This is a genomic window from Mesorhizobium sp. PUT5 (assembly GCF_052216645.1).
In the GTDB taxonomy this organism is placed as follows: Bacteria; Pseudomonadota; Alphaproteobacteria; order Rhizobiales; family Rhizobiaceae; genus Mesorhizobium.
The window spans coordinates 265,348-289,812 of the sequence record NZ_JBQOSO010000001.1; the positions used below are offsets into that span (position 1 = coordinate 265,348).

The 24,465-nt window shown below is 66.9% G+C and carries 20 protein-coding genes and 1 pseudogene; 13 read left to right on the top strand and 8 right to left on the bottom strand.

Annotated features, from left to right (window positions below; translation table 11 throughout):
- Positions 1-7 precede the first annotated feature (7 nt).
- The 4 genes and pseudogenes from ACTDI4_RS01230 to ACTDI4_RS01245 all read right to left on the bottom strand — a co-directional run bounded on the left by ACTDI4_RS01230 (position 8) and on the right by ACTDI4_RS01245 (position 5,003).
- Positions 8-967 carry an ABC transporter permease gene (locus ACTDI4_RS01230; RefSeq protein ID WP_442839393.1) on the bottom strand — a complete coding sequence of 320 codons (960 nt, stop codon included), beginning with the start codon at positions 965-967 and terminating at the stop codon, positions 8-10.
- 100 nt (positions 968-1,067) lie between these two features.
- Positions 1,068-1,994, bottom strand: coding sequence for a siderophore ABC transporter substrate-binding protein (locus tag ACTDI4_RS01235; protein WP_442839394.1), 927 nt, complete (start codon positions 1,992-1,994; stop codon positions 1,068-1,070).
- A 45-nt stretch (positions 1,995-2,039) separates the two neighbouring features.
- On the bottom strand, positions 2,040-2,999 hold the full coding sequence (locus ACTDI4_RS01240; RefSeq protein ID WP_442839395.1) for an alpha/beta hydrolase: 960 nt from the start codon (positions 2,997-2,999) through the stop codon (positions 2,040-2,042).
- Positions 2,972-5,003, bottom strand: a pseudogene (locus tag ACTDI4_RS01245) (TonB-dependent receptor domain-containing protein). The gene ACTDI4_RS01240 and the pseudogene ACTDI4_RS01245 overlap by 28 nt, the downstream one beginning before the upstream one ends.
- A gap of 230 nt (positions 5,004-5,233) precedes the next feature.
- On the opposite strand from ACTDI4_RS01245, the gene ACTDI4_RS01250 reads away from it, so the two are divergent.
- Positions 5,234-6,796 (top strand): glycosyl transferase family protein, encoded by a 1,563-nt coding sequence (locus ACTDI4_RS01250; RefSeq protein WP_442839396.1) that lies wholly within the window; start codon positions 5,234-5,236, stop codon positions 6,794-6,796.
- A 58-nt stretch (positions 6,797-6,854) separates the two neighbouring features.
- On the opposite strand, the gene ACTDI4_RS01255 is transcribed toward ACTDI4_RS01250, so the two are convergent.
- The 3 genes from ACTDI4_RS01255 to ACTDI4_RS01265 form a co-directional block, all read right to left on the bottom strand.
- Positions 6,855-7,472 (bottom strand): ParB-like protein, encoded by a 618-nt coding sequence (locus tag ACTDI4_RS01255; RefSeq protein ID WP_442839397.1) that lies wholly within the window; start codon positions 7,470-7,472, stop codon positions 6,855-6,857.
- A 3-nt stretch (positions 7,473-7,475) separates the two neighbouring features.
- Entirely contained in the window at positions 7,476-9,185 is a 1,710-nt protein-coding gene (locus tag ACTDI4_RS01260; RefSeq protein WP_442839398.1) for a SulP family inorganic anion transporter, read from the bottom strand.
- A gap of 296 nt (positions 9,186-9,481) precedes the next feature.
- Positions 9,482-9,949, bottom strand: coding sequence for an NUDIX hydrolase (locus tag ACTDI4_RS01265; protein ID WP_442839399.1), 468 nt, complete (start codon positions 9,947-9,949; stop codon positions 9,482-9,484).
- A 157-nt stretch (positions 9,950-10,106) separates the two neighbouring features.
- On the opposite strand from ACTDI4_RS01265, the gene ACTDI4_RS01270 reads away from it, so the two are divergent.
- From ACTDI4_RS01270 to ACTDI4_RS01315, 10 genes are all read left to right on the top strand, one after another.
- Positions 10,107-11,669, top strand: coding sequence for a CYTH and CHAD domain-containing protein (locus ACTDI4_RS01270; RefSeq protein ID WP_442839400.1), 1,563 nt, complete (start codon positions 10,107-10,109; stop codon positions 11,667-11,669).
- A gap of 302 nt (positions 11,670-11,971) precedes the next feature.
- The gene (locus ACTDI4_RS01275) at positions 11,972-12,565 is read left to right on the top strand and encodes an ankyrin repeat domain-containing protein (RefSeq protein WP_442839401.1); all 594 of its coding nucleotides are present in this window, start codon (positions 11,972-11,974) and stop codon (positions 12,563-12,565) included.
- 16 nt (positions 12,566-12,581) lie between these two features.
- A complete protein-coding gene (locus tag ACTDI4_RS01280; protein ID WP_442839402.1) occupies positions 12,582-13,055 on the top strand; it encodes a nucleoside deaminase in 474 nt (157 codons plus the stop codon).
- Positions 13,056-13,059: 4 nt separating this feature from the next.
- Complete coding sequence (locus ACTDI4_RS01285) at positions 13,060-14,304, top strand: cyanate transporter (protein ID WP_442839403.1); 1,245 nt, start codon at positions 13,060-13,062, stop codon at positions 14,302-14,304.
- 151 nt (positions 14,305-14,455) lie between these two features.
- A complete protein-coding gene (locus ACTDI4_RS01290; RefSeq protein ID WP_442839404.1) occupies positions 14,456-16,258 on the top strand; it encodes an acyl-CoA dehydrogenase in 1,803 nt (600 codons plus the stop codon).
- Positions 16,259-16,322: 64 nt separating this feature from the next.
- Complete coding sequence (locus ACTDI4_RS01295; RefSeq protein WP_442839405.1) at positions 16,323-17,570, top strand: TetR/AcrR family transcriptional regulator; 1,248 nt, start codon at positions 16,323-16,325, stop codon at positions 17,568-17,570.
- Between the two features lie 93 nt (positions 17,571-17,663).
- Positions 17,664-18,446, top strand: coding sequence for an SDR family oxidoreductase (locus ACTDI4_RS01300; protein ID WP_442839467.1), 783 nt, complete (start codon positions 17,664-17,666; stop codon positions 18,444-18,446).
- A gap of 51 nt (positions 18,447-18,497) precedes the next feature.
- On the top strand, positions 18,498-19,385 hold the full coding sequence (locus ACTDI4_RS01305) for an SDR family NAD(P)-dependent oxidoreductase (protein WP_442839406.1): 888 nt from the start codon (positions 18,498-18,500) through the stop codon (positions 19,383-19,385).
- Positions 19,386-19,393: 8 nt separating this feature from the next.
- The gene (locus ACTDI4_RS01310) at positions 19,394-19,864 is read left to right on the top strand and encodes a MaoC family dehydratase (RefSeq protein WP_442839407.1); all 471 of its coding nucleotides are present in this window, start codon (positions 19,394-19,396) and stop codon (positions 19,862-19,864) included.
- A 66-nt stretch (positions 19,865-19,930) separates the two neighbouring features.
- Positions 19,931-21,133 carry an acetyl-CoA C-acyltransferase gene (locus tag ACTDI4_RS01315; RefSeq protein ID WP_442839408.1) on the top strand — a complete coding sequence of 401 codons (1,203 nt, stop codon included), beginning with the start codon at positions 19,931-19,933 and terminating at the stop codon, positions 21,131-21,133.
- A 108-nt stretch (positions 21,134-21,241) separates the two neighbouring features.
- Here ACTDI4_RS01315 and ACTDI4_RS01320 read toward each other — a convergent pair whose 3' ends face one another.
- Positions 21,242-22,183 carry a helix-turn-helix domain-containing protein gene (locus ACTDI4_RS01320; protein WP_442839409.1) on the bottom strand — a complete coding sequence of 314 codons (942 nt, stop codon included), beginning with the start codon at positions 22,181-22,183 and terminating at the stop codon, positions 21,242-21,244.
- Positions 22,184-22,427: 244 nt separating this feature from the next.
- Between ACTDI4_RS01320 and ACTDI4_RS01325 the strand changes: the two genes are divergently transcribed.
- Both ACTDI4_RS01325 and ACTDI4_RS01330 read left to right on the top strand, forming a co-directional pair.
- The gene (locus ACTDI4_RS01325; RefSeq protein WP_442839410.1) at positions 22,428-23,402 is read left to right on the top strand and encodes an ABC transporter permease; all 975 of its coding nucleotides are present in this window, start codon (positions 22,428-22,430) and stop codon (positions 23,400-23,402) included.
- 24 nt (positions 23,403-23,426) lie between these two features.
- Entirely contained in the window at positions 23,427-24,425 is a 999-nt protein-coding gene (locus ACTDI4_RS01330; protein ID WP_442839411.1) for a sugar ABC transporter substrate-binding protein, read from the top strand.
- Positions 24,426-24,465 lie beyond the last annotated feature (40 nt).

Sequence of the window (24,465 nt, forward strand, 5' to 3'; positions counted from 1 at the left end):
CATCGTCCTAACCAAGCTGCCTGCGCCTTCCGAGCAGCAGATAGAGGAACAGCCCGCTGCCCACCACGCCCATCATCGTGCCGATCGGGATTTCGTAGGGGTAGCGCACCAGGCGTCCGACAATGTCGCAGGCCAGCACCAGACCTGCGCCCAGCATGGCCACCCAGGGCAGGGAACGGCGCATGTTGTCGCCCATGGCCAGGCTGACCACGTTCGGCACGACCAGGCCGAGGAAGGGGATCATGCCCACGGTCACGACGACGGCGGCCGTGACCATGGAGACCACGGCCATGCCGAAGGCGAGCACCCGCCGGTATCCGAGACCCAGATTGGTGGAAAAATCTTCGCCGAGGCCGGCGACGGTGAGGCGATGCGCGGCGGCATAGGTCAGCGCCGTCAGCCCCGCCGACAGCCACAGCAGCTCGTAGCGGCCGCGCAGCACGCCGGAGAAGTCGCCCGTGGTCCACGCGTTCAGCGATTGCAGCAGTTCGAAGCGGTAGGCGATGAAGGTGGTCACCGCATTGACGACGCCGCCCAGCATGATGCCGATCAGCGGCACCACCAGCACGGAACGCAGCGGCACGGCCTTCAGGATGCGCAGGAACAGCGCCGTGCCGGCCATGGCGAAGGCCGAGGCCACCAGCATCTTGCCGAAGACCGGCGTCTGCGGCGCCACCAGCATGACGGCGAGGATGCCGAGCCCGGCCGATTCGGTGGTGCCGGCCGTCGACGGCTCCACGAAGCGGTTGCGCACCAGCATCTGCATGATCATGCCGGCCACAGCCAGCGACATGCCGGCCAGCAGCAGGGCGAGCGTGCGCGGCACGCGGCTGGCCAGGACGATCTGGGCGGCACGCCCGTCGGCGCCGGCGCCGAACAGCGTGTCGAGCGACACGTCGCTGACGCCGACGAAGACGCTGACCAGCGCCAGCAAGGCAAGGACGGCGGCTGCGGCGAGAGCTTTCAAGGGACGGAACCGTTTCCTGAACCGGCGCGGCCGCCCGTCTGGACGGGCGGCCCGCGAAGCTTGCGTGTGAGGCTGGCGGCGGCTCGATCGACTGTTTCGATCAGGACGACTTGTCGAAGGCCTGCCCAATCTGGTCGATAGACTGGTGCAGGCCGGTCAGGCCGCCGCCGACCAGATACCAGTTGGCGGGATTGAGGTAGACGACCTGCCCCTTCTGCCATGCGGTGGTCTGGCGCACCAGTTCGTTGTCCAGAAATTGCTGTGCGGATTGGCCCTCGCGGCCGACGGCGGCGTCGCGGTCGATGACGAACAGCCAGTCGGGATTGGTCTCCAGGATGAACTCGAACGATGCCGGCTGGCCGTGATTGCCGATGCTGAGATCGGGCGCTGCCGGCTCGACGCCGAGAGCGTCGTGCAGCACGCCGAAGCGCGAGCCCGGGCCGTAGGCGCTGATCTTGCCGCCGGTGGTGAGAACGAGCAGGCCCTTGCCCTTTCCTTCAGCCTTCTGCTTCAGCGCGGCTATCGAGGCATCGAGCTTTTCGATCTCGGCGGCGGCTTCCGTTTCCTTGCCGAAGATGCGGCCGAGCGTGGTCACGTTGCGCTCCACCGAGCCGATGAAGTCCTTGGCGTCGCCGGTCAGGTCGATGGTCGGCGCAATCTTCGAAAGTTCGCCATATTTGGCTGCCGAGCGTCCGCCGATGACGATGAGGTCGGGCTCCGCCGCGCTGACCGCCTCGTAGTCCGGCTCGAACAGGGTGCCGATCTTGGCGTAGTCGTCCCCGCCATATTTCTTGAGATAGTCCGGCTTGACGCCGCCCGGCACGCCGGCCACCGCAACATCCAGCCGGTCGAGTATGTCGAGCGCGCCGAGATCGAAGACGAGCACCTTGCCCGGGTTCTGGGGCACGGCGGTTTCGCCCTGCGCATGCTTGACGATGACGTTGTCGGCCAGGGCCGGAGCGCCCGCCAGGCCCAGCGCGCCGGCGAGGGCGAAGGCGGTTGCGAATTTGCGGATTGTCGGGGTCATGATCTGCCTTTCGATGTTGATGTCGACGGTGCTGCGCCCGTCTGCTCAGTCGGGTTTTCCTGCTGCCGCCGCAGGCGGGTCCTGTCCAAGCAGCGCAAAGCGCAGAGCGTCGGCAACCGTCAGCGGGATCATGCTGCCGTGGCTCTCCTCGGGGAAGGTGCGGAAGGCGCGCTGAAGTCCGGGAACGGTACCCAGCGCCTCGTGGACGGCGCGGCCGCCCGGCCCGCCGCGCACTGACTTGAGCCGCTCGGCCTCGGAGGTGCCGGCTCCGGGACGGACGGCCTTCTTCCCGCTGGTCTCGATCAGCAGCCGCAGGCCGGCCGCCTTTCCCTGCCGTTCCCGGAGGAAGGCGGCCTGCTCCTCCAGGATCGAGCGGCCGTTCCACCAGATCGAGGGATCCGCCGCGACATAGGTCTGGAAGGCGTCCGGCCGGGCAAACAGCACATGCAGCGCAAAAAGGCCGCCGAGCGAATGGCCGAAAAGGGTCTGCCGCGTCCGGTCGACCGGAAAGGCGCGCTCGATGCGCGGCCTCAACTCATTGTCGATGAAGGAGAGAAAGGCGTCGCGGTTGCCCGTCTTCGGCGGGCTGGCGCCGGGTGCCAGCGGAATGAGGCCGGCGGGCGTCTCCGGCGTCAGGTCGAAATAGCGCCGGGCGACGATCTCGTCGCGCTCTTCGGTCGGATAGCCGATGCCGACAAGAACGGCGGCCATGGCCGGATCGGCGGCCATGAGGTCGCGCGCGATCGGCAGCATCCTGTTGCCGTCGATCAGGTACACCGCCGGCAGGCCCGCCGCCGGCGCCTCGCCCGCCGGCATCGCGGTGAAGATGCGGTAGGAGACGCCGCTTGCCGAGGTCATGTCGAAGGCGTCGGTCACGATCGGCCTTTCCTGGCTTGCGGCGGAAGCGGACAGCGCCGCGAGCACCAGGCCGGCGGCGACCAGCAGCCGGCGAAACGCCGGCCGCCGGGTGCTTCCCGCTAGAATTTGGACGTCAGCGAGACCCAAAGCCTGCGTCCTTCCACGACGGTGTTGAAGTCATCGACGCCGACACTCTTGTCGAACAGGTTGTAGACGGCGGCGTTGAGCGTGGCGTTCTCGTTGAAGTCGTAGGTCAGGCCGAAGTCCACCGTGGCGTAGGGATCGTATTTACGCGCCACGACCGTGCCCGCCGCATTGTAGACCGGCTTGCCGGCGGAGCCGATGCGAAGGCCGGCATTGGTTTCGGAGCCGTGATAATTGGCTGCCGCCCAGGCGCTCAGGCCGTCCAGCGGCGTGATCCAGTCGGCCCGGAGATTGGCCATGTGCGCCGGTGTGCGGGTCAGCGGGAAGCCGGCATAGTCGCCCGTCTTCTGCTCCGAGTCGGTGTAGGTGTAGCTGGCGCGCAGGGTGATGGTGTCGGTGGCCTCCCAGTCGGCGGTCAGTTCCACGCCCTGCATCACGGCCGCATCGATGTTGTAGCTGTACCAGAGCCGGTAGTTGCGGTCCTCGCTCCAGCGCGCGATGCTGCCGTCGGCATTGTAGACCAGCGCGTTGGAGATCTTGTCCTTGAAATCGGTGTAGAAATAGGTGGCTCCGGCGCGGAAGCCGGAAAGGCTGTCCCACAGTGCGCTGACCTCGTAGCTGGTGCTCGTTTCCGGCCTGATGTCGGGGTCGCCGATGATGACGCCGCAGGTGCCTTCCGGACCGTAGCTGCAGCCCTTGCCGCCGGTGGTGTAGGCATAGCCCGGCGCCACGGTGCGAATCTCCGGCGCCCGGAAGCCGGTCGAACACGCCGCCCTTCAGGGTGATCTGGTCGGTGGCGTGCCAGACGGCATAGCCGCGCGGGCTGAAATGCGTTCCGTAGATTTGATGGTCGTCCATGCGGATGCCGCCGGTGAAGGCGAGGTCCGGCGTGACCCACCATTCGTCCTCGGCAAACAGCGCCCACTGCCGGACGCCGAATTTCTCGTCGAGGTCGGTGCGCCGGCCGGGGTTCTGGTCGGTCAGGCTGGCGTCGATGAACTGGCCGCCGGTCACCAGCGTGTGCCGGCCGAGCAGTTCAAACGGCGTGGTGAACTTGCCGTCCACCACCGTATTGCGGATCTCGGGCGAGCGCAGGTTCTCGGAGAAAGCCGAGCTGGCGTTGTCCCAGTTGAAGTTGGTCCGCTGCGCCACCTCCTGGGAGACGGAGAGCTCTGACGTCGTCCAGCCCCAGCGGCCGGTATGGCTGAGCGACCAGTGGTCGCGGTCGTTGTAGTTGTAGGTGTCGCCGCCCGCCTCGGCCACGGTGTTGCCGTAGGTGGACTCGCGCCGCAGCCGCGTGTGCCCCGCTTCCAGCACGATGTCGTGGTCTTCATTGGGCGTAAAGGTCAGGCGGCCGGTCAGGTCCATGTCCTGCCACGCCGGCGTGCCGGTGACGATGGCGTCTTCCTGCCGCTTCAGGCCGCGGCCCCACAGTTGCACATTCAGCAATTCCGGGATGAACGGTCCGCTGGCGTAGAACGAGGCTTGCCCGGAATTGCCGTACCGGGAATGCTGCTGGAGCGTCCCGTCCACGGTGAAGGAGCCGGTCCAGCGATCGGCGCCCTTCCGGGTGATGATGTTGATGACGCCGCCCATGGCATCCGAACCGTAGAGCGAGGACATCGGCCCGCGCACCACCTCGATGCGCTCGATGGCCGAGAGCGGCGGCAGGAAGCTCTGCTCGAAGCCGGAGCTGCCGTTTGTGCGCGCATCGCGCGTGTTCTGGCGCTTGCCGTCGACCAGGATGAGCGTGTAGGTGCCGGGCAGGCCGCGGATGAAGATGTCTTGCTCGCCCGCGGCGCCGGTCACCGTCACGCCCTGGACGCTGCGCAGGGCATCGGTCAGGTCGCGGTAGGAGCCCTTTTCCAGTTCCTCGCGCGGCACGACCGTGATGCTGGCCGGGGCATCGGTCACGTTCTGCTCGAAGCCGGTGGCCGTCACCACGATCCGCTCCAGCACGGTGTCGCCCGCCTGCTGGGCCGCGGCATCGCGCGCCTGAGCGACCACGCAAGCCGAGAGCGCGACTGCGCCGAGCAGGGCGGCAGGACCCACGCGTTTGGGGTCGGCCGGCCGCTGGGCCGCGGCGCCTTGCGCCTGTGCGAGATCGGCAGGGCGCGCGCCCGATCCGGATATCATTCCATCTACCCCCGATAAAAGTTGAGATTTCCACTCCTCTTATTTATCAGGATAAGTTGAGGTCAACATTCATGTTTAAGAACGATTCCAAATTGCGGAAAATGCAAACCGGGACTGCGCCCGCAGCCGGCCTGCCGGAGGCGGGCGGGCAGGCGCCGGACGAGGCGCCGAAGCGCCATTTGGCGGGGCGCGGGGCGGCAGAGCAAAGCGGCCGGTACCCTGCGGTCGAGGACGCAAGCGCGGCGCCCGCATCCTATCTCGGCCGGCTGCGGCTTCTGGTCGCGCTCGATTGCCTGCTTGTGGAAGGCAGCGTCGGCAAGGCGGCCGCGCGCATGGGTCTGAGCGCTGCCGCCATGAGCCGGATGCTCGCCCAGGCGCGGGGCATGTTCGGCGACAAGCTCCTCGTCCGCTCGGCGCGCGGGCTGATACCGACCCCGCGCGCGGAAACGCTGCGCGGCCGCCTGCGGGCGCTGGCCGCCGAGGCCGAGGCGCTGCTCGACGCCGAGAGCCCGCGCGTGGCGGGCAATGCCGCGGCGGTGGCCGAAAGCTGGAAGCGGCGCCCGCTGGTCGAGGCCCCGCCGCTTGCGATCCGGCCGTCGCTTCTGCTCGACGACCAGCCCTCTCCGGAAGAGCTTGCCCGCCAGTTGGCAAGGCTGGACGCCGAGAACGACCCGCGCCGCCGTCTGGCGAAATACATCGCCATCATCGGCCGCAAGGCCGGCAATTCGCGTCCGCTTTCGCTTGAAGAGGCGCAAGACGCCTTCTCGCTGATCCTGCAGGGCGAGGCTGATCCCATGCAGATCGGTGCCTTGCTGCGCCTGTTGAGCTATCGCGGCGAGACGGCGCCGGAAATGGCCGGCATCGTCAGGGCTGCACGAGGCGAGGTGCAGGCCGCCACGCCAGCCGCGCCCCTGGCCGACCTCGACTGGCCCGCCTATCTGTCGCCGCGGTCATTGCGCACGCCCTGGTTCCTGCAGGCCGCCTGCCTCGTCGCCATGGCCGGGCACCGCGTGGTGCTGCATGGAAGCTATGCCGACGACGCCAGCGGCAAGCTGGAACTCGCCTGCGAGGCGCTGCGCATTCCCGTCTGCCTCTCGCTGTCCGAGGCCGAGGCTGCCCTGCAGCATAGAAGGATCGCCTTCCTGCCTCTGCCGGCCTTCTCTCCGAAGATGGCCGGGCTGCTTTCGCTCTATGCGCTGTTCGAGGCGCGTTCGGCGGTCAACGGCGCGGTACACCTCCTGAACCCTTTGAATGCGCCGGCCGCCCTGTTGGGCGTGGCCCAGCCCGCCTATAGCGAACTGCACCGCGACACCGCCATGCTGCTCGGCTACGGGGAACTGTCGGTGATCGGCAGCAGCCGGGACGTTGCCGAATGGATTCCCCATCGCTCCGTCACCATCCACAGGCTGGTGGGCGGGGAGCCGGGCGACATGCGCCTCAAGCCCTTTGGCGCGCCGCGACCGCAGCCGCGGCTGCCGCTTTCCTCGCATGAATATTGGCGGGCCGTCTGGAACGGCACCGCCGATGACGACCGGGCCGTGCAGATCGTCGAGGCAACCGCGGCACTGGCGCTGATGACGATTGCGAAGGCCGGGCCGGACCGGTTCGGATACTGGCACGACAAGGCCGGGCAGCTCTGGAAGAACCGCGTCCAGTGGCACTGAACCACTCCGTGGCCGCCGCGCCGTCGCCGGCTCCTGCCGAGGCAGCAATGCCGCCTGATCACTGGTCCGGGCCGCTCCATCCGGGCAGATAGCCGGCGGCGCCGCGCCTGGCCAGTTGCAGGGCCTCTCCGGCCGCCTTGTCGAAATCGTCCTTCAGGTCGCGCGCGTCCATGCGGCGGCGGAAGAAGTCGGCCCACAGGAATTCGGCGAAGGGCGTCGTGTCCTTGGCATAGCCGCCCAGGCGCCTCACTTCGCCGGCGAGGCTGCGGAAGGGGTCGTCGCTGAGCTTGTCGAGGGTCTTGGGAATCTCGCCATAGGGCCTGCGCTTGCCGGAGGCGTCGAACGGATGCATCCAGGCGCGGTTGTCGAGCACGGTGAGAAAGGCGTCCTTGTCGAGCGCGGAAAGATCGCAGATGACCGTGACGAGGACCTGCTCGATGCTCTCCTGGCGCAGAGCGAGCGCCAGGTGATGGTGGTCGACGATATGGTAGCGGCCCTTCGGCCCGATGACGGCGGGGAGGGAATGGCCGCCCAGGAACGTGCCGGTCCTGCCGGTCGTCATCTTCTGCAGGTCCTTGCGCTTCAGCGCCACCTCGCGCATGCCGACGGTCATCTGGGTCGGGCGCAGGGCCTTTACGGAAACGGTGTGCAGGATGGGGAGGACGTTCGTTGACATGGCTCATTCCTTGCTGCCGGCGGCCGGCGTCGCGGCGGCCGTCAATGCGCGCACGGCGTCGTCGACGCTGCGATAGACACCGGCCTGGCCCAGCATGGCCGTGATGCCGTAGCGCCGCAACGCCTTCTGCGCCCTAACCGATTCCAGCCGCGCGATCGAGAAAGTGATCCCGGCACCGCGGCAATAGGCGATGATGTCGCGCAGCGTCTGGGCCGCCGTATAGTCGATGTCGATGACGCTGCTGGCCTCGAACACGACATGCTTCAGACTGCCGGCGCGCTCGCTCACCATGGCGCGGAAATCCTGGCCGAAGCGGCCTGCGTTGACGAAGGACAGCGGCGCCTGGAACGCCGCCACCAGCACGCCGCCGACGCGCTCGCCCCGCGGCTCCCCGTCGGGCGGCCACCATATGGAGGTGCCCGGCACGTGCTCGAACTCGATCGCCCTGGCCTGCGTGATCGTCCACAGGCCGTGCAGCAGCGACAGGCCGATGCCGATGGCTACGCCGATCTCGACCGGCAACGCCACGATGGCGAGTGCGGTGACGACGATCAGCAGGAATTCGGTGGGAGCCTGACGCAGCGTTGCCGTAAAGGTCTGCCAGCGCAAAATGCGCATGGCGATGAAGAACAGGATGCCGGCGAGCCCTGCCTGCGGCACGTTCTTGAGAAGGTCGGCGCCGAACAGGATCAGCGCCAGCACGATGGCTGCGGCAAGCAGGGCGGCGGCCTGCGAGCGCCCGCCCGTCTCGACCGCGATGGCGGTGCGCGGCGGGCTTGCATTGACCGGGAAGGCGCCGACGAGGCCGCAAAGCAGGCTTCCGGCGCCGACGCCGACGAAATCGCGGTTGACGTCGTCCGCGCCCGAAGCTTTTGCGCCGGCGAAGGAGCGCGTGGTGGCCGCCGTCTGCACCATGACGACGATGGCGACCAGCAGCGCCAGCGGCACCAGCGTGCGCATGTCCCCGAACGTCACCTGCGGCGGATGCAGCCCCGGCGCCGCAGCCGGAAGCGTGCCGAGGACCGCGACGCCGCGCGCCGGCAGGTCGAGGGCGCCGACCGCCAGCGTCGCCGCCGCCAGCGCCACCAGCGCGCCGGGAATGCGCGCGCTGATGCGCTCGCTCAGCGCCACGACGGCGAACACCGAAATGCCGATGGCGGCGCTGAAGGGATTGATGCCGCCAAGCTTCTCATAGACCGCGGCGAGGCGATGGAAGACGTCGCCGCTCCCGGCGGGAAGGCCGAGCAGTTCCGGCAATTGTGAGACGACGATATGGACGGATATGCCGGCGAGGAAGCCGGCCGTCACCGGCACGGAGAGCAGGTCGGCGACCCAGCCGAGCCGCAGCAGCCCGGCGGCCGTCACCGTGGCGCCCACCATCAGCGCCAGCAGCGCCGCCAGTGCGGCGTAATGCGGCGATCCCGAGGCGGCCAGGAGCACCAGGCCGGCCGCGAATATCGGGGTGATGGTGGAATCCGCTCCCACCGACATGTGCCGGCTCGCGCCGAACAGCACGAAGGCCATGGTGCCGGCCAGGAAGGCCAGGAAACCGGCCTGCGGGGAAAGGTCGCCGAGACGCGCGGTGGCCATCTGCTCGGGAATGGCGATGGCCGCCAGCGTCAGGCCGGCGAAGGCGTCGCCGCCCAGGTCCTTGCCGCTCCAGCCGCGAATGGAGGCAAACAGCAAGGGCTGTTTCGCCTCTGCTTCCCGCATCGGTCCCGTCCGCGCTTCCTGCATAACCGCGACCTTTCCGATTTCACCGGAAACGCCTCCGGATGACGCGCATCACGCGCTCGCCCGCAGAACGGACCCGCCCGAAAGGAACGGTAGCCTAGCACAAATCGCAATGCCCGGCCCATCCATAGCAAGGCTGGCGAGGCGTCTTCGCGGACGGGGATCGTCACGCCATCGAGCGCGACAATGGCGAGGGTGATTTCCTGGCCAGGCGCTGATATCCCAAGCGGTAACAGGCGGCCACGGCCGCCTTTCCACTCCTGCACCGGGCGCAGCTAGGCGGCAATCGGATTGGTCCGCGCCGGCAGGAAAGCGCCCGAAAGCCGGCGGGTCATGTACTGTTCGATCAGGGCTGAAAGGCCCGGCGAGGTGACGAGGGAAAGCGCAGTCGTAAGATCGCAGCTTTGCACCGATCGCTGGCCGGCCTCCGCCCAGCGCCGCAATTGCCGTTCAACGAGGAGCGGGTAGACCTCGACACGACAGATTATGTCCGACCTCTGGCGGCGGTCGAATACAAATGTTCCGATGCAGTCGCGAAGAACATGGCCGACAAGGCCTGCCTCTTCCAGGGCCTCGCGCGCAGCGACCTTATGCGGGGCAAGGCCGCGGATGGGATTGCCCTTCGGGATGATCCACCGGCCGCTTCCCCGAGACGTAACGAGATAGACGTGGGGGGTACCATCTCGCTCGAAATGAAGCGGCAAGGCGCCGAACTGGCGAAGTTCCTGTTTCAGCGAGGCCATGGCGCCGCGTATCTCAAATCAGTGACATCCAAGTGACACTCATTCACGCTAGGGTCGCGCAGCTGCGAGGATCATTGGCGGCAGGCCTTGCGGTTCGACGAAAGGCTCATGGGCCGCGGCCGCAACATGAAGGCGGGTTCGCTGGAGGTTTTCCCGGATGAATGAGGAATCGGATCCCGATCCCGATCAGGATGAGGGCGGCGCGAGCCGCGAGGCGGAGGTCAGGTTCCGGACGGATCCGGACGGTCTGAAGCAGATGCTGGCCTCGCCGCGCTTCGCCCCGCCCGCCACCGTCCGCAGCGAGACGCTGCGCACCATCTATTTCGATACCGGCTCCGGCGACCTGCGCAAAGGCGATATCGCGCTGAGCGTTCGCAAGCGGGGACGCGGCGGTACGATCCTCGGCATGAAGGCAGGGCGCGCCGCGACGACGGGTCTCTTCCCACGCGCCGAGATCGCGGTCCGCTCGCGCGGCCCGCAGCCCGATCTTGCCCTGTTCGGCGCGGACACGGCCGCCGGACTCGCCCGCCTTGTCGGCCAGAGGCCGCTCGAGGCGCAGTTCGAAACCAGGATCAGGCGACGGAGAGTCCTGCTTCAGCAGGGTCGTTCGCAAATCGAACTGGTCTTCGACGAGGGCGGCATCGTTGCCGGAGACCGGACCGTCGCCCTCGCGGACGTGGAACTCAACCTCAAGGCCGGCGAGGAGGGCGATCTCTACGACCTCGCAATGCAACTCGCGGAAGAATTCCCGCTGCGCCTCGATTTCGTCAGCAAGGCGGAACGAGGCTTCGGCCTCGTGTCCGGCGAAGGCCCGCCGGCGGCCAAGGCGGCTTCGCTCGAATACGAAGCCGACACAACGCTCGACGACGCCGTGGTCGCGATCGTCTCGAACGCGCTTGAGCAGTTCGCCGGCAACTGGGCCGCCTTGCGTGCGACGGAGCAGCCGGAGGCCGTCCATCAGGCGCGGGTGGCATTGCGGCGTCTGCGCGCGGCGTTGGGCATATTCGGGCACGCCCTGCCATGCGCGCAATTCGATGCGTTGCGCAACGAGGCCCGGCGGATCGCCTCCATTTTCGGCCCGACGCGGGAATGCGATGTCTTTCTCAAATCCCTGGCCGAAGGGCCTTTCGCCCATGCGGATCGACCGGCAGGCTGGGAGATGCTGCTGGCCTCCGTTGAGCAGCGCCGCGCCGGGGCCTCTCGCGACGTCCGCGCACTTGTCGAGGATATCGATACCACCCGTTTCGTTCTCGACGTCCGCAAACTTCTGGCGTGCCGCGCCTGGCGCAACGGGCTCGACAGCGCCGAACTTGCTTTGCTTTCCGGCCCCGCCAGGGCTTTCGCGCGAGAGGCTCTGGGCAGGCTGCATGCCCGGGCCTTGAAGCGCGGGAAGCGCCTTGCCGAACTGCCCGACGCGGCGCGCCACGAGCTCAGGATCGCCCTCAAGAACCTGCGCTACGGCGCCGAGTTCTTCGGGACGTTGTTCGGCGGCCGCCGCAAGGTCAGGCGCTACGTCGCGACCGTGTCCGCCCTTCAGGACCTGCTGGGCGCGCACAACGACGTGGTCGGTGCCCGACAGCTACTCGACGCATTGCCTGCGGGAATGGAGAAGACCTCGGGTTTCGTGCTGGGCTGGCTTGCCCGGCAATCGTCCATTGCCGATGCGGAACTCGGCGAAGCCTGGAAAGCCTTCAAGAAGGCCGACCGGTTCTGGCGGTGAAGGATGGCGGCGGCCGGGCAGCCGCCGCTCGCTTCATGTCGACGGTGCACGGGCACGCCATCCACCTCGGGACAGGTTCCCGAGACTATTGGCAACCACGATATGAACCGTCTCGATATTTAATTTTCAAATTTGGATTTCCCGTCCTATCTGGACGCGGTAGCCACAGCACCAGGACCTTCACGCAGCCGGGCCGATCGCGGCCATTGACAAGGGAGCCCAATCTGCTTCGTCGTTCGATCCTTGCAGGGGCCGCCTGCCTGCTGCTGGTGGCAGCGCCCTTCGTCGCAGCGGGAACAACCATGGACGGAACGGAATTGCACAAGGCGGCCGACAAAAACGATGCCGCCCTTGTCATCCTGCTATTGGCCGAAGGCGCGGAAATCGACGCGCGCGACGGCACCGGGGCGACGGCGCTGCTGATCGCCGCACATGCCAATGCGGTCGAGGCGGCCCGCGCCCTCATCGAGGCCGGTGCCGATGTCAACGCCAAGGACAAGATCAACGACAGCCCCTATCTCTACGCCGGCGCGCGCGGCCATCTGGAAATTCTCAAGATGACGCTGGAGCATGGGGCCGACCTGAAGAGCACCAACCGCTACGGCGGCACGGCGCTGATCCCGGCTTCGGAACGCGGCCATGTCGAGACTGTGAAAACGCTGATCGAGGCCGGCGTCGATGTCGATCACGTCAACAATCTCGGCTGGACCGCGCTGCTGGAGGCGATCATCCTCGGCGATGGCGGTCCGCGCCACCGGCAGATCGTCGACCTGCTGGTCAAGGCCGGTGCCAACGTCAATCTGGCGGACGGGGACGGCGTGACGCCGCTCCAGCACGCCCGCACCCGCGGCTATGGCGAAATCGAGCAAGTTCTCGTCGCCGCCGGCGCCCGCTAAAACAATGGAGATTTCGATGGACGATGCAAACCGTTTCCTGTGCCAGGCGATCGAGCTTGCGCACGCCAATATCGCAGCAGGCGGCCGGCCCTTCGGGGCCGTGGTGGTCGGCAACGGCCAGGTGCTCGCGACCGCCGTCAACGAGATGCATCTCAGCCATGACGTCACCGACCATGCCGAGCTTGTGGCCATCCGCGCCGCGGCGCGCGCGCATGGGCCGGAGGCGCTCAAGGGCAGCACGGTCTATGCCAGCGGCCATCCCTGCCCGATGTGCCTGGCCGCCATGCGGCTGGCCGGGGTGGGCACGGTCGCCTATGCCTATTCCAACGAGGACGGCGCGCCTTTCGGCCTGTCCACGGCGGAGATCTATGCCGAGCTCAGGCGGCCGTTCGCCGAACAGTCGATGGCGATCGGCCATGTGCCGGTGGAGCGCAAATCCGGCCGGCACCTTTACGAAGAGTGGGCGCAAGCCCGCGAAGGGCAGAAGTAAGGCGATGCAAGGCACCGCCGCACCGGCGTCAAGCCGTTTGCTGCTGCTCGCGGCCATCGTTCTGGTCGGGCTCAATCTTCGGCCCTTCATCACCGGCATCGGCCCGCTCGCATCCGATATCGGCGCGCAAACCGGCCTTGGCCTGCAAGGCATCGCACTGTTGACGCTGGTGCCGATGTTTCTGATGGGCGTGCTGGCATTTGCCGGCCCCTCGTTGCAGGCGCGGGTGGGAGCGCGACATTCGATCATCGCCGCGCTCGCCATCCTGGCGATTGCTTCGTTTTCTCGCCTGTTCGTGTCGACCGGCTGGCAGATGGTGGCCACGGCCGCCCTGCTCGGGTTGGGCGCGGCGGTGGTGCAGGCCATGTTTCCCGGCGTCATCAAGCGGCATTTCCCCCGCCATGTCGGCGTGGTGATGGGGCTCTACTCCGCCATGCTGATGGGCGGCGGCGCGCTGGGCGCGCAATTGGCGCCGCTGATCGCCACCGCCGCCGGAGGCTGGCATGCCGGGCTTGCCTGGATGGCGTTGCCGGCCGTGCTGGCGCTGTGGCTGGTCGCGCGAAGCCTGCCCGAAGACACGCAGGGCAGGGCAGGCGCAAACACGGCGCTCGCCTTTCTCAGGCGCCCGCGGACCTGGCTTCTGATGGCCTGTTTCGGTCTCGTCAATGGCGGCTATTCGACCGTGGTGGCATGGCTTGCCCCCTTTTATCGGGATCTGGGCTGGACCGCCGCCGCCAGCGGCAGCCTGCTGGCGATCATGGCCGTGTCCCAGGCCCTTGCCGCCTTGCTCTTGCCGGTGCTGGCCGGCCGGCGGGAAGATCGCCGGCCCTGGCTGTGGCTGACCCTTGCCATGCAGGCAATCGGCTTTGCGGCGCTGGTGCTGCGGCCCGAGGCTGCGCCTCTGCTGTGGGCGGCCGTTCTGGGCGCGGGGCTGGGCGGCTGCTTTGCGCTTTCCATGATCGTGGCGCTCGATCATCTGCCCGACCCGGCCGAGGCCGGCGCGCTCTCGGCGCTCATGCAGGGAGGCGGGTTCCTGCTCGCGGCGCTGCCGCCTTGGATCGTCGCCGTCCTCCACGATCTGACCGGCACCTTCGCGGCCGGCTGGATGCTTCACCTCTTCTGCGTCGCCCTCGTCACGATCCTCTACTGGCAGGTCTCGCCGGCAGGTTATGCGCGCGCAATGGGCGTCGAGGCGGCAGCATCGCGTGCCGACATGGCTGACGGTACGTGCGCCCCCGAAACGTCGTGACGGCGCCCGCCACTTTTCTTCCTTGGCGCCGGAACTGACAGGCAGGGAAGCCCCAAGGCGGACGGATAAAACGGTACAAACGTACAATTAATATCGACAGAGGCGGTGCGCTGCGCTATTGGAGCGTCGTCGTCACTCAGGGGAGGCAGCCATGTCGATGGTCGTCGATCGGCGCGAACTGGACTTCGTTCTGTTTGAACTGCTCGACGTCGGGCGGCTGCAGGCCCATCCGCGATATGCCTCCTACGATCGCGATGCGATGCGCCAGATGCTGGATACGGCGCAGGGCATCGCCGAGACGGAGTTCCTTCCGATAGCCGCCGCGGTGGACGCCGACGAGCCTCGCTTTGTCGACGGCGGCGTCGTGCTGCCCGCAGGCATCGGCCAGGCGCTCGGCGCCTATGCGCAGGCGGGCTTCTTCGCCTTGCCCTTCGAGGCGGAACTCGGCGGCCTGCAGGCGCCATGGGTGCTCCACACCGCCGCCAGCGGCATGTTCAGTTGCGCCAACACGGCGGTCACGAACTACGCCTTCCTGACCATCGCCGCCGCGAACCTTTTGAGCGCATTCGGATCGGCGGAACTGAAAGGCCGCTTCCTGCCGCCAATGCTCGAAGGCCGATGGTTCGGCACCATGTGCCTTTCCGAGCCGCAGGCCGGCTCCTCGCTGGGCGACATCCACACCACTGCCACGCCCGGCGCGGACGGCCTCTACCGCATTCGCGGCAGCAAGATGTGGATTTCGGGCGGCGAGCACGAGATCTCGGAAAACATTGTCCACATGGTGCTCGCCAGGATTCCCGGCGGCCCCGCCGGCAGCAAGGGCATCTCGCTGTTCCTCGTGCCGAAGCGCCGCGTGCGGGCCGACGGCTCCATCGCGGAGACGAACAACATCGCTCTCGCCGGGCTCAACCACAAGATGGGCCAGCGCGGCACCACCAACTGCCTCCTCAATTTCGGCGAGGCCGGAGAAACGCTGGGCTATCTTATCGGCGAGCCGCATCGCGGTCTCGAATATATGTTCCATATGATGAACGAGGCGCGCATCGGCGTCGGCCATGCCTCGGTCATGGCGGCTCTCGGCGGCTATCTCTACGCCTCGGACTACGCCAGGACACGGACGCAGGGTCGGCGGATCGACCAGAAAAGCCCGCTCGCGGAGCCGGTGCCGATCATCGAGCACGCCGACATACGCCGCATGCTGATGGCGCAGAAAGCGGCGGTGGAAGGGGCCCAGGCGTTGTGCCTCTATTGCGCGACGCTCGTCGACGAACTGGCGGTGGCCGAGGATCCAGAAAGCGCCGCATGGCTGGGCGCGCTGCTCGGGCTGCTCACGCCCGTCGTCAAATCATGGCCGGCCGAACATTGCCTCGAGGCCAACAAATGGGCGATGCAGGTGCTCGGCGGCTACGGCTACACGCGCGACTATCCGCTGGAGCGGCTCTATCGCGACAACCGGCTCAACCATATCCACGAAGGCACCTTCGGCATCCAGGGCATCGATCTCGTCGGGCGCAAGCTCGGCGCCGACAAGGGCCGGACGATGCGGCGCTTCATCGGCGTGGCGCGCGAGACCGTGGCGGCAGGGAGCAGGATCGAGCGCCTCGCCAAGGATGCCGCGATCCTGTCCGAGTGCCTTGCCGCTCTTTCGGAGGCGACCGACACCCTGCTCGGCTGCAGCGAGCCGGAGGTCCGGCTTGCCAACGCCACCCTTTATCTCGACGCGTTCGGCCATGTCGTCGTGGGCTGGATGTGGCTGAGGCAGGCTATCGTGGCGGCCGGGAGCCTCGCGCAGGACGACGGTCCGGAAGCGGAGCGCGGATTCTACGAAGGCAAGATGACGACATGCCGATATTTCGGCCGCTACGAACTGCCGCTGGCGATCACGCGGCTGAGGCTGTGCGCTGCGCTCGACAGGACCTGTCTCGACGCGCCGCCGGCAATGTTCGGCTGCTAGGCTTGTCCGCCGGACTGGGCTATCCAGTCGGGCGATGGAGATCGAAAGGCCCGCAACGAGAGACATGCGCGACAGCGGCACGGCGATGAAGCGCGCGGTGCAGGGGAGAACCCTGACAACGCGCCGGAAGATCGCGGAAGGCGCGATCAAGGTGCTGGCATCGCACGGCGTCCCCGGTTTGACCCACCGGGCGGTCGCCCATGCCGGCGGGGTCAGCCTGGCCGCGACGACCTATCATTTCGCGACCAAGCAGGACATCCTTGCCGAGACCTCGCGAACCCTCATGGAGGGCTATCTCGATGCCTTCCGGCGTCTGCGGCAACGCCTGCTCGCCAATGAGGAAACCGCGATCCGGTCGCTGGACGATCTCGTCGCCCGCGTGGTCGCCACCGCCCTTGGCCGCGAGCGAACACGTTCCCTGGCCTGGTGCGAGCTGATGCTGCATGGCGGCCGCCACGACGAGGGGCGGGCAATGGCGCGGCGCTGGTATTCGGAGCTGGATGCGATCTGGGCCGGGATCGCCGAAGCCTTCCCGGGCCCTTCGCCGTTGCGCGCCGCCGCCGCGATCGACATCACCGTCGGCTTCACGGTCCTGCTACACCCTTTGATGCTGGATCAGGAAACCGTCTTCGACCTGCTCTGCGGTCGCGTCGGCATCGATCAACTGCCGGGGATCAAGGCCCTGGCCGAGACGAGCGTGCCCCGGGCGCCTTCGCCCGAAGCGCTTCGCCCGCGGCAATTGGAGACGCGCCAAAGGCTGATCGAAGCGACGATCGACATGCTTGTCGCCGAGGGGGCGGCGGCCGTCTCCCACGCCAGCATAGCCGAGCGGGCCGGAATGGTGCGCAGCGGTCCAAGTTATTATTTCCCGACGATCGGCAGCCTGCTGGAGGCTGCCCAGACGACCATGTTCGAACGCGCCAAGGCCCGCTACCGGGCGGGCATCGAGGCCGTCGCGGTGGCGGACATGGATCGGGACCGGCTCGTCGACCTCACCACGACAATCTTCTTTCGCGAGGTGCTCGAATTCGCGCGTGAAAATGTCGGCTACTATTCGGTCTGGATGAGCGCCGTCCAGGATGCGGAGCTTCGCGGCGCGGTGAGCAGCGCCCTGCTCGACCAGCAAAATGCATGGAGGCGACGGCTGGTCGTCTGCGCCGCCGTGGCCGGGTCGCCCTTGCAATTGCAGGCGCTGTTCGTCGGAAAACTGATCCGCGGCATCGTCTCCCAACTCGACACGACGGATCTTTCACATTCCCGCGAGGATTTTGCCGTTGCCGTCGGCAAGAGCATCGCGGGGTCTGGTGAATAACCGTACATTCGTACAAATTTCCTTGCCATCATGGCCGGCACGTCGTATCAGGCGGCACGCGGCCATCCAGTTGGGAGAGACATCGTGCTGGACATCGCATCACTCTTTTCGCTGGAAGGGCGCGTCGCGCTGATCACCGGCGGGTCGCGCGGCATCGGCAGGATGATCGCGGAGGGTTTCCTGGCTCAGGGCGCGCGCGTCTATATCTCGGCCAGAAAGGCCGACCAGTGCGAGGCGGCCGCCAAGGAGATGGGGCCGAACTGCCTCGCGCTGCCTGCCGACGTCTCCTCAGTCGCCGGCGCCCAGGCGCTGGCCGCCGCGCTCATGGATCGCGAGCCTGCCCTCGACATTCTCGTGAACAATGCCGGCGCGGCATGGGGCTCCGAGTTCGAGACCTTCCCGGAAAGCGGCTGGGACAAGGTCTTCAACCTCAACGTCAAGGCGCCGTTCTTCCTCGCGCAGGCGCTGTACCCGGCGCTCAAGGCCGCAGCCCGGCCGGACCGGCCGGCGAAGCTGATCTCCATCGGGTCGATCGACGGCTTGCGCATCAGCCCCTGGGAGACCTACAGCTACCAGGCCTCGAAGGCGGCCGTTCATCATCTGGTTCGCCGGATGGCCGCCCGGCTGATCCGCGACAACATCGTCGCCACGGCGATCGCGCCCGGCGCCTTCCCGTCGGAGATGAACAGGGCGGCCCGCGATCACGGCGAGGACTACATCGCCTCCATACCGGCGGGCCGTGTCGGCCGGCCGGAGGATATGGCGGCGGCGGCGGTCTATCTGGCCAGCCGCGCCGGGGACTATGTCGTGGGCGAAGTGCTGACGGTCGACGGCGGCGTGGTGCACGCCTGCCCGCCCGAGATGATCGATCCGTGACGGACGGCGCCGCAGGACATCAAGAGCAACACAGCGAGAATTGAGGGCAAGATGATCGATCTTTCGGGCAGAGTGGCCATTGTAACCGGCGCGGGCTCGGGGCTGGGGCGCGAGCATGCGCTGCTTCTGGCTGCGCGCGGGGCGAAGGTCGTCGTCAACGACCTGTCCGAAGCCGCCGCGCAAGGCGTGGCGGAAGACATCCGCAAGGCTGGCGGCGAAGCGATGGGCGTCGGCGCATCGGTGACCGATTTCGACGCCGTGCAGGCGATGGTCGCCCGCACCGTGGAGCGCTGGTCCAGGGTCGACATACTGGTCAACAACGCCGGCATCCTGCGCGACAAGACCTTCGCCAAGATGGATCTTGCGGACTTCCGGTTGATCATCGACGTGCATCTCATGGGCTCGGTCAATTGCACCAAGGCCGTGTGGGAGCATATGCGGGCGCAGAATTACGGCCGCATCGTCATGACCACGTCGTCGTCGGGCCTCTATGGCAATTTCGGCCAGTCAAACTACGGCGCTGCGAAGATGGCGCTGGTCGGGCTGATGCAGACGCTTGCGCTGGAAGGCGCGCGCAACGATATCCGCGTCAACTGCATCGCCCCGACGGCGGCAACGCAGATGCTGGAAGGCCTGTTGCCGCAGGCGGAACTGGATCTTTTGCAGCCTGCCCGCGTCAGCCCGGCGGTTCTGGCTCTCGTGCGCGAGGACGCGCCGACGCGGACGATCCTGTGCGCCGGCGCCGGCTCGTTCGAAACGGCCCATGTCACCCTGACGTCCGGCGTCTATCTCGGCGGCGGCGCGCAGGCGGCGGACGAGATCGTGGACAGATGGAGCGAGATCGCCGATCGCGGGAGCGAAACGGTGCCCGATTCCGGCGAGCGGCAGGGCCGGCTGGAACTCGCCAATGCCGGCTACCAACGCACACCGAAGGGCTGAGGACCGACGTGGTCGCGACAACGCAAATCACGACGAGCCTCGCCGACTATCTGGCGCGTGTCGGCCAGGAGGTCGGCGTCTCGGATTGGATCGAGATCGACCAGCATCGCATCGACGCCTTCGCCGACACCACCCTCGACGATCAGTATATCCATGTCGACACGGAACGGGCGGCGTCCGGCCCTTTCGGCGTGACGATCGCGCACGGCTTCCTGACGCTGTCGCTGCTCAGCCGCATGTCGTTCGACGCGCTGCCGCAGATCGAGAACACCAGGATGGCCGTCAACTACGGCATGAACAGCCTGCGTTTCCTGGCGCCCGTCAAATCCGGCCAGAGGGTGCGCGGGCGTTTCCTGCTGCGCGAACTGTCCCGCAAGGCCGACGACAGGCTCCTGATCACCCATGACGTCACCGTCGAGATTGAGAACGAACCCAAACCGGCGCTCGCGGCGCAGTGGCTGACCATGGCGATGTTCTGACGCCACGCGGCACCGCAATGGTGCTCCCGCCCAACCATCCGACAAAACCCTGGAAAGGCATGCCATATGAGAGAAGCTGTTATCGTTTCGACGGCGCGGACGCCGATCGGCAAGGCGTATCGGGGCGCCTTCAACGACACCCAGGCCCAGGCTCTTGCCGGCCACGCGATCGCGAAGGCGGTGGAGCGGGCCGGTGTCGCGCCGGCGGAAGTGGACGACGTGGTGATCGGGGCGGCCCTGCAGCAGGGTTCCACCCATATGAACGTCGCGCGGCAAGCGCTGGTGAGGGCGGGGCTGCCGACCAGCGTGGCCGGCATGACGCTCGACCGCCAGTGCGCCTCGGGCCTGATGGCGATTGCAACCGCGGCCAAGCAGATCGTGCATGACGGCATGACGGTGGCCGTGGGCGGCGGGGTGGAATCCATCTCGCTGGTGCAGACGCCAAAGATGAACCTCGACCGGTTCGAGGACCCGTGGCTGGTGGCGCATCAGCCCGACATCTACATGTCGATGCTGGAAACCGCCGAGGTGGTGGCGGCCCGCTACGGCATTTCGCGCGAGGCGCAGGACGAGTACGCCCTGTCTTCGCAACTGCGCACGGCAAAAGCCCAGGCCGAAGGCCGTTTCGACGCCGAGATCGTGCCGCTGAAGAGCGTCATGAAGGTCAAGGACAAGGCCACCGGCGAAGAAAAGAGCGTCGAGGTGACGCTGGACCGCGACGAGGGCAATCGCCCCGAAACCACGCTCGACGGTCTTTCCGGTCTGAAGCCGGTGTTCGCCGGAGGCCAGTCGATCGCGGAAGGCCGCTACATCACCGCGGGCAACGCCTCGCAGCTTTCCGACGGGGCCTCGGCAAGCCTGCTCATGGAGGCGCGGGAGGCGGAGAAGCGGGGCCTCCGGCCGCTGGGAATCTATCGCGGCATGGCGGTGGCGGGCTGCGCGCCCGACGAAATGGGCATCGGCCCGGTGTTCGCGGTTCCGAAGCTGCTGAAGGCGCATGCGCTGACGGTCGATGACATCGGCTTGTGGGAACTCAACGAGGCGTTCGCGGTGCAGGTTCTCTACTGCCGGGACCGGCTTGGTATCGACCCGGACAGGCTGAACGTCAATGGCGGCGCGATTGCCGTCGGTCATCCCTACGGCATGTCGGGGGCCCGGCTGGTCGGGCATGCGCTGATCGAGGGCAAACGCCGCGGCGCCCGCTACGTCGTGGTGACCATGTGCGTCGGCGGCGGCATGGGCGCTGCCGGCCTGTTCGAGGTCAACTGATCCTGCCGCCGAAGGCGGCTTCGATTGAAGCCGCCTTCGGCATGCGTCAAAAATTCCGTCCGAGGGCTGGGATTTGCCGGTGCGGGCGCCTGCCGGCCGCCGATCCGGTTAGCTCCGCCGGCCCACATCGCGCGGCGAGGCTCCGTATTTGCGGCGGAACATCGTGGAGAAATGCGCCGAACTGCTGAAGCCGTGATCGAAGGCGACGGAGGTGATCGAGCGCCGGTCGCCGCGCGCCAGGCAGTCATATGCGAGCTGGAGGCGGCGGTTCCATATCCATTCCGACGCCGACATCTCGCAACCTTCGAAAAGGACGTGCAGGTAGCGCAGCGATATGCCGTTGGCGGCCGCCACCTTCTCCAGCGACAGGTCGGGATCGTCGACATGATTTTCGATCCAATGCTGGATCGACCTCAGGCGCGCCTTCTTCACCGAGCCTTCCGCCGCCGGCATGTCGCCTTCCGAAGTCAGCATGGTGAAGGCCAGCATGTCCATCAACTGGTTGCCGAGACCCGCCCGCACGTCTGCGTCGAGCCTGGAGCCTTCGGTGGCCAATGTCGCGCAGAACTCCGTCGCGATCCGGCCCAGCCCCTGGGTCGTGTTGAGGACGGCCGATACCGGGATGCGCTCGCGGGGGAAACGCTGCGCAAAATCGTCACGCGGAATCTCCAGGTAGAACGAGCGCACCTCGCCGTGGCCGTAGAGCACGTATTGCTCGGTGGCCGAGAAGATGGCGCCGCGGGCCGTGTTGGAATTATGCGTCTCCCCCCGCTGGAGCACGCTGATGCGCCCCTTGAGCAATAGCTGCAGGTAGTAGCAATCCTTGTCGAGCCGCGCGATGTGCCTGTTGTTGCGCTGGATACGCTGCTCGGACAGCAGGATGTCCGTCAGCACGACCTCGCCGAACTTCGCCTCGCGGATGAAACCGCGATAGCGTTCGGGATCCGCCGCCTTGACGTCGACATTGACATAGACATTGCAGATCGCGTCGCGCCAGGCACGATAGCGATCCGACGGCGGAAGATTCTCCGTCGAAAAAACAAGGTCCATGGGCCCCTCCAACCCGTGGCAACGCTTCCGCCTGCTAGAGGCGGACCTCTCCTTCGCGTTCCCGGCCATTCACATTCGCATGGATGATAGTGGCGGCGGGGCAGGCAGTCCAGCAGCGCCGCATCGAGTGCGCTCTCACTCAAAAGCGGTGCACCCACACGCAAGAAACAGGCGGCCGTCACCGCTAGTTACAGGTTGCGGCCGGCGGAATCACTTCGGACGGCCGTATGGCAGGGAGGCCGATATGCCGTTTTGGGGACGCATGAGCCAGGAGCAGATCGTCTTCGGTCTGGCCCTGCTGCTGTGCCTTGGTTTCGCGCTGGCTCTCCCGGGCTTTCTCACGGGGAACAATCTGGTCAACCTCGTGCGCAGCGTCTCCGTCCTCGGCATCCTCGGCGTTGCGATGGGCATCGTGGTGATCGGCCGCGGCATCGACCTGTCGCTGGTCGCGCTGATGGCCATTTCCGTGGCGTGGACGCTCAGCCTGATCTCGGGCGGCATGCCCATGCCGCAGGCGCTGGCGTTCGGACTGGCCTTCGCCCTGGCGATCGGGGCGCTCAACGGCTGGCTGGTCGCCTATGCGGAAATCCCGGCGATCTTCGCCACGCTCGCAATGGGAACGCTCGTTTACGGCATAGGCCGCTACTTCCTCTTCAATCTGGAAGTTGCCTACATGCCCAAGGCGGCGGACACGCTGCTGTGGGTCGGGCAGGGTTCGCTTGTCGGCATTCCCGTGCCGATCTTCCTGTTCGCCGCGGTGTGCCTCGCCGGTCATCTATTCCTGCGCTATGCCAAGTCGGGCCGGTACCTGCGGGCGGTGGGCGACAACATCCTCGCCGCGCGGATAACCGGAATTCCGGTCCGGCCCGTGATCGTGCAGCAATATGTCATGTCGGCGCTGATAGGATATGTGGCCGGCATCATAACCGCCGCGTCCGTGGCGAGCATGAACACGCGGCTTGCGCTGTCCACCTACATCTACGACGTGATCCTGGTGGTCGTTCTCGGGGGAATAGGTCTCTCGGGCGGACGTGGCGGCATCCGCAACGTCATCGTCGGCACCCTGCTGATCGGCGTCCTGCTCAACGGCATGACGATCATGGACATCCAGTACACCGTCCAGAACGTCATCAAGGGCGTTCTTCTTCTTACGGCGATCGTGATCGACACGGTCCTCAACCCGCGCGACGAGCAGACCGCGCAGCAGGGTGACATCTAGCCTTATTCTTAACGGAGGAGAGACATGAAACTGTTCAAGACCGGCATCATCGCCGCAGCATTTGCCCTGTGCGCGGGCGCTGCGGTGGCGCAGGAGGGCATCGATGACCCGACCCGGGCGCCGTACTACGATTCCTTCAAGGGCAAGCGGGTGGCGTTCGTGCCCGTGGCCATGGGCATCGACCTCACGGAAGGCTGGGCCGCGGGCCTCAAGGAGGCCCTCGAGCCGCTCGGCGTGACGGTCGACATCCGCGACCCGAATTTCAACACAGACGCGGGCGCGCAGGCGCTCACCGCGCTGATCACCGAGAAGCCGGACGTCATCGTCGTGCACAATCCCGACGTCCAGTCCTATGCACGCCTGCTCAAGAAGGCCGAGGAAGCCGGCATCTACGTCGTGCAGGTGAACATGCGTTCCGCCTACTCGACCGACGTGTTCGTGGGCGCCGACTATGTCGCCATGGGCGAACAGATCGGCCAGCGCCTCGTGGACAAGTGTTCCCCGGCCAATGGCGGAAGCGGCAAGGTGGCGATCACGCAGGGCGTGCTGACGGCCGCGGCGAGCGTCTACCAGATGCAGGGCATCAACAATGTGCTGTCGCAGCATCCCGACATGCAGATCGTCTCGAACCAGGCGGCAGACTGGGATTCGACGAAGGCGAGGAACATCACCGCGACCGTCCTCCAGCAGCACTCCGACCTCTGCGGCATCACCGGGTTCTGGGACGTCATGGACATCGGCACCGCGGCGGCCATCAAGGAATCCGGCAAGGACGTCTACATGCTGACCCAGGGCGGCGGCAGCCGCCTGGCCTGCGACGGGCTCACCAACGGGAGCTATTCCGAGGTCGCCGTCTTCTTCGTGCCGGGACAGGCGCGCGACATGGCGACCATGATCAAGCACCTGCTGCAGCAGGGCCAGGCGCCCGGCACCACCAGGACGACGCTGTTCACGCCGCTGACCTTCCTGACGAAGGACAACATGACACCGGCTTCCTGCTGGGACATGCCCGAAAAAGGCTGATCTTTGGCAACGGCACCGGCGGCGCATGCCGTCGGCGCCG

What these genes read in the sequence shown, in the direction of transcription:
- ACTDI4_RS01235 (WP_442839394.1), bottom strand. Translation starts at nt 1,994, where the DNA reads ATGACCCCGACAATCCGCAAATTCGCAACCGCCTTCGCCCTCGCCGGC.
- ACTDI4_RS01250 (WP_442839396.1), top strand. Translation starts at nt 5,234, where the DNA reads ATGCAAACCGGGACTGCGCCCGCAGCCGGCCTGCCGGAGGCGGGCGGG.
- ACTDI4_RS01255 (WP_442839397.1), bottom strand. Translation starts at nt 7,472, where the DNA reads ATGTCAACGAACGTCCTCCCCATCCTGCACACCGTTTCCGTAAAGGCC.
- ACTDI4_RS01260 (WP_442839398.1), bottom strand. Translation starts at nt 9,185, where the DNA reads ATGCGGGAAGCAGAGGCGAAACAGCCCTTGCTGTTTGCCTCCATTCGC.
- ACTDI4_RS01265 (WP_442839399.1), bottom strand. Translation starts at nt 9,949, where the DNA reads ATGGCCTCGCTGAAACAGGAACTTCGCCAGTTCGGCGCCTTGCCGCTT.
- ACTDI4_RS01270 (WP_442839400.1), top strand. Translation starts at nt 10,107, where the DNA reads ATGAATGAGGAATCGGATCCCGATCCCGATCAGGATGAGGGCGGCGCG.
- ACTDI4_RS01275 (WP_442839401.1), top strand. Translation starts at nt 11,972, where the DNA reads ATGGACGGAACGGAATTGCACAAGGCGGCCGACAAAAACGATGCCGCC.
- ACTDI4_RS01280 (WP_442839402.1), top strand. Translation starts at nt 12,582, where the DNA reads ATGGACGATGCAAACCGTTTCCTGTGCCAGGCGATCGAGCTTGCGCAC.
- ACTDI4_RS01285 (WP_442839403.1), top strand. Translation starts at nt 13,060, where the DNA reads ATGCAAGGCACCGCCGCACCGGCGTCAAGCCGTTTGCTGCTGCTCGCG.
- ACTDI4_RS01290 (WP_442839404.1), top strand. Translation starts at nt 14,456, where the DNA reads ATGTCGATGGTCGTCGATCGGCGCGAACTGGACTTCGTTCTGTTTGAA.
- ACTDI4_RS01295 (WP_442839405.1), top strand. Translation starts at nt 16,323, where the DNA reads ATGCGCGACAGCGGCACGGCGATGAAGCGCGCGGTGCAGGGGAGAACC.
- ACTDI4_RS01305 (WP_442839406.1), top strand. Translation starts at nt 18,498, where the DNA reads ATGATCGATCTTTCGGGCAGAGTGGCCATTGTAACCGGCGCGGGCTCG.
- ACTDI4_RS01315 (WP_442839408.1), top strand. Translation starts at nt 19,931, where the DNA reads ATGAGAGAAGCTGTTATCGTTTCGACGGCGCGGACGCCGATCGGCAAG.
- ACTDI4_RS01320 (WP_442839409.1), bottom strand. Translation starts at nt 22,183, where the DNA reads ATGGACCTTGTTTTTTCGACGGAGAATCTTCCGCCGTCGGATCGCTAT.
- ACTDI4_RS01325 (WP_442839410.1), top strand. Translation starts at nt 22,428, where the DNA reads ATGCCGTTTTGGGGACGCATGAGCCAGGAGCAGATCGTCTTCGGTCTG.
- ACTDI4_RS01330 (WP_442839411.1), top strand. Translation starts at nt 23,427, where the DNA reads ATGAAACTGTTCAAGACCGGCATCATCGCCGCAGCATTTGCCCTGTGC.